The organism is Lactobacillus nasalidis (assembly GCF_016587775.1).
GTDB lineage: Bacteria > Bacillota > Bacilli > Lactobacillales > Lactobacillaceae > Lactobacillus > Lactobacillus nasalidis.
In genome coordinates, this window is record NZ_BOCG01000265.1 from 1 (window position 1) to 6,301 (window position 6,301).

Below are 6,301 nucleotides of genomic sequence, written 5' to 3' on the forward strand. Positions count from 1 at the left end.
TGCTGGTGTTCCCGCCCAGGACTTCGTTCTTTTCAAAGACCGCAACGCTGGCCCCCAATTCATGAGCCTGCAGAGCAGCTGACAGGCCGGTGCCGCCGGCACCGATGACTACCAGGTCGTAGCTCGGGTTAACTAGATCAATTGGACTGGACTTAAATACATATTTTGCCATGTTAATTCCTCTACTCAATCATTAATTACTTACCTCCACATTATAAACCATTTTTTAACTTTTTAAAATTGAAAAGGTTATTTTTTAAAAATGTAAATTTGCCTTTCTCTTTCCAAAAAAGAAAAAGAACCCACTGCCTTGCAGTGGATTCTTTGCAAAAACTCTTACCGGTGCTGGTGGTTCAGCTTCTTGGCCAAAAAGTCGCCGACAACCTGCACGATAAAGATCATGATGACAACTAGGACCGTTGCCAGGAAGGTGACGTCGTTGGCAAAGTCGCGGTAGCCGTACTGGATGGCCGTAGTACCCAGACCGCCGGCCCCGACTGCCCCGGCCATCGCCGTCAAGCCGATCAGGCTGATCACGGAGACAGTTGACACCCGGATGATTTCTGAACGGGTTTCTTTGAGGTACACATCGAAAATGATGTCCCAATTGCTGGCCCCCAGGCTTTGAGCCGCTTCAACCTTGCCCGGGTCCAAGCTTTCCAGGGCTACCTGCACCTGACGGGCGTAGAAGGGGAAGATCCCCAGCGTCAGCGGCACCAAAGCAGCCGTGTCACCGATTTCCGTGCCCACGATCAAGCGGGTCAGCGGTGAAATGAAAGCCAGCAGGATGATGAACGGGATTGCCCGCAGAACTGAGATCAGCTTGTCGCAGAAGTTGAACCAGAACTTGTTTTCCAGAATCCCGCCTGGTTCGGTCAAGACCAGAACGACACCGAAGAAGAGCCCCAGGATGCCGCCGAAGATTGATGGCCAGAAGGTCATGTAAATGATCTGCAGAATGGAAGTGCCCCAGCCGGTGTCTCCACTCCAGCCCAGGTTGTAGATGTTTGGAAAAGTTTGCGCGATCCAATGAACCAAAGCATTAATCATAAGCGGTTCCCTCTTTCGTCTAATTCAGTTACCGTGACGCCCTGCTCGTTCAAGAACTTCAAGGTTGCCTCCTGCTGGCTGGCATCCCCTTTGACGGTGATCAGGAGCGTCCCTACCGGCTCATCAGCCAGCACTTCGACGTTGCCGTACAGCATCGACGCTTCCACGCCGACTTCCCGGTAAAGCTCGATGATGATCGACTTGGCCACGTTGTTGAGGCTGTAGACGAGCTGGTAAAGAGACTCGTCTTCGCCCAGGCTGATGTCCAGGCTCTTTAAAGTATCAACGACTGCCAGGGAGCCGCCGACAAACTTCTGCGTCAGTTCCGCCTGCGGGTGCAGGAAGACGTCGCGAAGGTTGCCGTTTTCCACGACGCGGCCGTTTTCCATCACGGCCACCTTGTTGGCGATCTTCTTGACGGCATCCATTTCGTGGGTGATCAACACGATCGTCAGCCCCAGCTCCCGGTTCAGCTTCTTGAGCAGGTCCAGGATCTGGATGGTCGTTTGCGGGTCCAAGGCACTGGTAGCTTCATCTGACAAAAGAATTTCCGGATCGTTGGCCAGCGCTCTGGCAATTGCCACCCGCTGCTGCTGACCGCCGGACAGCTGGGCCGGGTAGGCGTTGGCCTTGTCTTCCAGGTCGACCAGCTTGAGAAGCTTCAGGCATTTTTCTTCCAGTTCATCGTCGGAGAGGTCTGAGTGCTTGAGGGCAAAGGCAATGTTTTCAATAACCGTGGTTTCGTTGAGCAGGTTGAACTGCTGGAAAATCATTCCGATCTTGCGGCGGCGGGCCTGCAAGTCCTTGCCGCTGATTACCTGCTTGCCGTCCTTGACGAAATCGACCCCTTCAACCACGACATCCCCGGCCGTTGGCTTTTGCAAAAGGTTGATGGTTCTAACCAGCGTGGATTTCCCCGCTCCTGAGAAGCCGACGATACCGTAGATGTCGCCCTTCTCGACGTGCAGGGTGACGTCCTGGACGGCCTGCACGTCGGCAGCCTTTTTACGCTTAAAAGTCACATTGACGTGATCCAGTTGAATAATGCTCATATTGATTGAAGCTTCTTTCTAGGTTAAAAAATCTTAGAACTTGGCATCCCAAGCAGCAACTTGCTTACTGCCGTAGTACTTCTTGTAGAGCTGCTTGGTCTTGGCGGTTTGGTAAGCCTTTACGACTTCCTTGTAAGCCTTCTTGTTCTTGTCCTTCTTGCGGGCAACGATGACGTTGATCCATTGGTAGGAGTCCTTGTTGATCGGTTCAACGTAGATGGTCTGCTTGTCGCCCAGGCCGGCAGGGTTGGCGTAGTCGTTGTTGACTACCGCTGCGTCAACTGACTTCAGCACTCTGGCTGCCTGTTCAGCGGCAACTTCCTTAATCTTGAAGCCCTTCGGGTTGCTCTTGATGTCAGCAACCGTGTAAAGCTTGGTTGCGCTGGTCCCCTTCAGAGTGATCAAACCGGCGTTCTTCAGCACCAGCAGGGCCCGGGCTTCGTTGGTGGCGTCGTTTGGAATGGCAATCGTCGCACCCTTTGGCAGGGACTTCAGTGACTTGTACTTAAGTGAGTACAGGCGGATCGGTGCGATGTAGGTTCTGCCGATGGCTACCAGGTTTCCCTTGTTGGACTTGTTCCAGTTGTTCAGGAAGTTGTAGTGCTGGAAGGCGTTCAAGTCCAGGTCCCCAGACTTCAAAGCACTGTTTGGCTGGTTGTAGTCTGAGAAGTTCTTGGTCTTGACGATGATGCCGTACTTCTTCTTGGCGGTAGCGGCCACGCTCTTCCAGATGGCACGTTCAGCCTTGGTTGCCCCGACAGTCCCGACGGTCACCGTGACAGTCTTGGCACTTTGCTGGCTGCCCTTTCTGCCGAAAGAGAAAAAGCCGATGACTGCAATGACAACAACCGCAATTACCGCGATAATGATGTTTCTTTGTTTCTTTTTTCTCATGATTAATACCTCCAGAAACACAGCAGAAATCTCGAAAAGCCGGCAGCCTTTTTCAGACTGAAAAGAAAAAGCGCCCGCCCTTCATAAAGGACGAACGCTCGTGATACCACCTTTAGTTCATTCATTACTTGCGTAACAAATCTCACCAACTGTCTCCCCTGGCGGGAAACAGCTTGCTTGTTTAACGAGAGCAACCCCGGCAGCGGCTAAATATCACCGCTGCATATCATTCCAAGCCCATGTTCACTGGAACTCTCCTAGCGGCTTTCACCAACTGCCGCTTCTCTGTAAAGGATCATCACCCAGCTACTCTGCTTTTCGAGATAACTTTTCTTAACTTGATGTTTTTAATTTATCATTATTTTTTAACCAGGTCAAGGCTTTTTGGCATTTTTCTAAAAAAAGCGTTAAAGTTCGTCCCGGTCCTTGCCGTAAGCTGCTAAAAGATCCCGCAGTCGGGCATCCTTGCCCTTTTCCGTTAAGACCGTGCTTACCTCCTTGATCCCGTCGCAAACGCGCGACATGATTCTGAAGAGCGTCATCCCGGCAAAAAAGAGCACTGCTACCGTAAAGACGGCTCTGCCAGAGAGCGGACTGAGCTTGAAGAAGCCCGGGATAAAGACGATCGACAAGATGATGCAGACCACCGACAGGGCGATGACGCCCAGCTTGTACTTGTTGAGCGGCCGCGAAATCCAGAAAAGCACCATCAGCCCCACCAGAACCAGCAAGGCCGTTGAAGCCGTGGCCACTTCCTTGGAACCGATGTTGGTAAACCTGTCGGTCAAAACCAGGATGCTGACGGCCAGCCAGTCGGTAATCCCCCCGGGGATTGACTTGGCCAGGATGTTGACGGTAAAGTTGCCGCGGATCCGGGAATGGTTCTTTTCCAAAGCCAGCAAAAAGGACGGCAAACCGATCGTGAAGCCGGAGATCAAGGTGATCTGCGCCGGCTTGATCGGATAATTGAGCGTCAGAATCAATGAGAAGACCGCCATCAGCAAGGAGAAGATGTTCTTGACCAGGAACAGGCCTGCCGAGCGCTCGATGTTGTTGACCACTTGCCGGCCTTCATTGACCACCTGCGGCATCTTGGCAAAATTGGAATCGAGCAAAACGACCTGTGAGGCCTGAACGGCCGCGCTGTTGCCGGAAGCCATGGCGATGCTGCAGTCGGCTTCTTTCATGGCCAGAATGTCGTTGACCCCGTCGCCAGTCATCGCCACGGTCTTGCCGTTTTTCTGCAGGGCCTGGACGAACTCCTTCTTCTGTTCAGGCTTCACCCGGCCGAAAACATTGTATTCCGCCATGGCCTGCTGGTAGTCTTCCGGCTTGAGGGTCTGGGCATCAACGTACTTTTCCGCCCCGGCAATACCGGCCTGGCCGGCCACGCGGGAGACGGTCACCGGATTGTCGCCGGAAATGACCTTGATTTCCACCCCCTGCTTGGCAAAGTATTCAAAAGTATACTTGGCTTCCTTGCGGATCGGGTTGGACAAGAGGACGTAGCCCAGAACTTCGACTTCCTGGGTCAGCGGCTCTTTTTCATCGGCCAGTTCACCCGGGTACTTGGCAAAGGCTAGAACCCGGTAGCCTTCTTCAGGATAGCGGGCAAATTCAGCCTGGCAGTCCGCCAGCTGGCCGCGCAGGATCATTTCCGGGGCGCCCAAGAGCAGGCTGTAGTCGTCAAAAACCGCGCCGCTGTACTTGTTTACCGAAGTAAAGGGAATGATCCGCTTGGCCGCTTCCTGGGCCGCTTCCTGGCCAAACTTCTGGCTCAAGGCCTCCGCGGTGATATTGTCGACCGGCATGTTGGAAACATAAGCCGCCAGCCGCTCCTCTACGTCATTTCCCGGGTAATTTTTGGCCGGAACCACCCGCTCGACGGCCATTTTCGGCTCAGTGATCGTCCCGGTCTTGTCAACACACAAGACGTTGACTCTGGCCAGGGTTTCCACGCTCTTCATATCATGCAGCATCACCTGGTTGCGGGCCAGGCGCATGGCGGCCAGGGCCAAAGCGACCGTGGTCAGCAAATAGAGCCCTTCGGGAATCATCCCGATAATGGCCGCTTCCATTGAGCTGATCGACTCGGCGAAAGACTGGTGGTTCAAAAAATATGCCTGGGCAAACAAGGCCACGCCCATTGGGATAATGATAATCCCCACCCATTTGATCAGGCGGTTGATGGCCCGGATCATTTTGGACTCTTCACCGTCGCCCATGGCCTTGGCTTCAGCGGTCAGCTTGGCAATGTAAGACTCGCTGCCCACTTTGACCAGCTGGGCCAGGACTTCGCCGGAAACCACGAAAGAGCCTGAAAGCAGCTCATCGCCTGCCTTTTTGGCAATTTCGTCGCTTTCCCCGGTCAAAAGGGCTTCGTTGACCCGGACTTGCCCGTCTTCCACCCTTGCGTCAGCCGGGATCTGGTCACCGGCCTTCAGCAAGACCAGGTCGCCTTCAACCAGCTGGTCTACCGGCACCTGCCGCCTTTTGCCGGCGCGCAGGGTCAGCACCGTCGTCTGATTCAGGACCTGCAGCTTGCTTAAAACTGATTTGGCGCGGATTTCCTGTACGATCCCCACGATCGTGTTCAAAATGATGACCGGCAAAAAAGTCATGTCCCGGAAATCGCCGGCAATCAAGAGCAGCACCGTCAGCGCCAGGAAAATAAAGTTGAAGTAGGTAAAAGTATTTTCGACGATGATCTGCCGGTTGCTCTTGAATTCATCGTCAATTGCGACATTGACCTTGCCGGCGGCTGTTTTCCGAGCTACTTCATCCTCGGTCAGCCCCGTTTGCAAATTTGTTTTCATGACATCACACATCTCGCTTTTAGATTATTCTTGCCCTTCAGCCTTTCCGCAGCCAGGTTTCAAAATCGTAGTCGTACTTGTTGCGGTCATCGGCTTGCCGGCAGTCTTGGTCAACCAGTTCAAAATCGTCCCAGGCGATTTCCGACATGTAAGTGTCAGCTGGAAAAGTCGCTTTGATCCGCGTCACTTCCAGCTTGTCGACCCGGTCGGCCAGCATGGCAAACAAGCTGGCGCCGCCGATCACGCAAACTTCCCCGGTCTGCTCAGCCAGCCAGGAATCCAGCGCTTCCTCGCTGGTCAAGAGCAGCACCTCTTTTGGCAGATCCAGTTGCTGATGCGACAAAACCACGTGCTGGCGGCCTGGCAGCAGACCCGGCAGGGACTCGAAAGTCTTCCGCCCCATCAGCATCGGCCGGCCCATTGTTTTCTCTTTAAAATGCTTCAAATCAGCCGGCAGCTGCCAAGGCAGATGTCCTTGAAAGCCGATGC

6 protein-coding genes and 1 other annotated feature are annotated in these 6,301 nt (G+C 53.7%); all 6 genes read right to left on the reverse strand.

All coding sequences use genetic code 11. The annotated features are described in order from the left end of the window. A partial coding sequence (locus lacNas_RS04640; RefSeq protein ID WP_201346640.1) for an FAD-dependent oxidoreductase occupies positions 1-172 on the reverse strand: 172 nt, incomplete at its 3' end. A gap of 164 nt (positions 173-336) precedes the next feature. Beyond that, entirely contained in the window at positions 337-1,050 is a 714-nt protein-coding gene (locus tag lacNas_RS04645) for a methionine ABC transporter permease (protein WP_201331816.1), read from the reverse strand. Beyond that, the gene (locus tag lacNas_RS04650; RefSeq protein ID WP_201331817.1) at positions 1,047-2,102 is read right to left on the reverse strand and encodes a methionine ABC transporter ATP-binding protein; all 1,056 of its coding nucleotides are present in this window, start codon (positions 2,100-2,102) and stop codon (positions 1,047-1,049) included. Before lacNas_RS04650 ends, lacNas_RS04645 begins: the two co-directional genes overlap by 4 nt. A gap of 33 nt (positions 2,103-2,135) precedes the next feature. Then, complete coding sequence (locus lacNas_RS04655; protein WP_201331818.1) at positions 2,136-2,996, reverse strand: MetQ/NlpA family ABC transporter substrate-binding protein; 861 nt, start codon at positions 2,994-2,996, stop codon at positions 2,136-2,138. Positions 2,997-3,079: 83 nt separating this feature from the next. Next, positions 3,080-3,327, reverse strand: a binding site (T-box leader). Between the two features lie 76 nt (positions 3,328-3,403). Next, the gene (locus lacNas_RS04660) at positions 3,404-5,812 is read right to left on the reverse strand and encodes an HAD-IC family P-type ATPase (protein ID WP_201331819.1); all 2,409 of its coding nucleotides are present in this window, start codon (positions 5,810-5,812) and stop codon (positions 3,404-3,406) included. A 37-nt stretch (positions 5,813-5,849) separates the two neighbouring features. Further along, positions 5,850-6,299 carry a dihydrofolate reductase gene (locus lacNas_RS04665; RefSeq protein WP_244661421.1) on the reverse strand — a complete coding sequence of 150 codons (450 nt, stop codon included), beginning with the start codon at positions 6,297-6,299 and terminating at the stop codon, positions 5,850-5,852. Positions 6,300-6,301 lie beyond the last annotated feature (2 nt).

What these genes read in the sequence shown, in the direction of transcription:
- lacNas_RS04645 (WP_201331816.1), bottom strand. Translation starts at nt 1,050, where the DNA reads ATGATTAATGCTTTGGTTCATTGGATCGCGCAAACTTTTCCAAACATC.
- lacNas_RS04650 (WP_201331817.1), bottom strand. Translation starts at nt 2,102, where the DNA reads ATGAGCATTATTCAACTGGATCACGTCAATGTGACTTTTAAGCGTAAA.
- lacNas_RS04655 (WP_201331818.1), bottom strand. Translation starts at nt 2,996, where the DNA reads ATGAGAAAAAAGAAACAAAGAAACATCATTATCGCGGTAATTGCGGTT.
- lacNas_RS04660 (WP_201331819.1), bottom strand. Translation starts at nt 5,812, where the DNA reads ATGAAAACAAATTTGCAAACGGGGCTGACCGAGGATGAAGTAGCTCGG.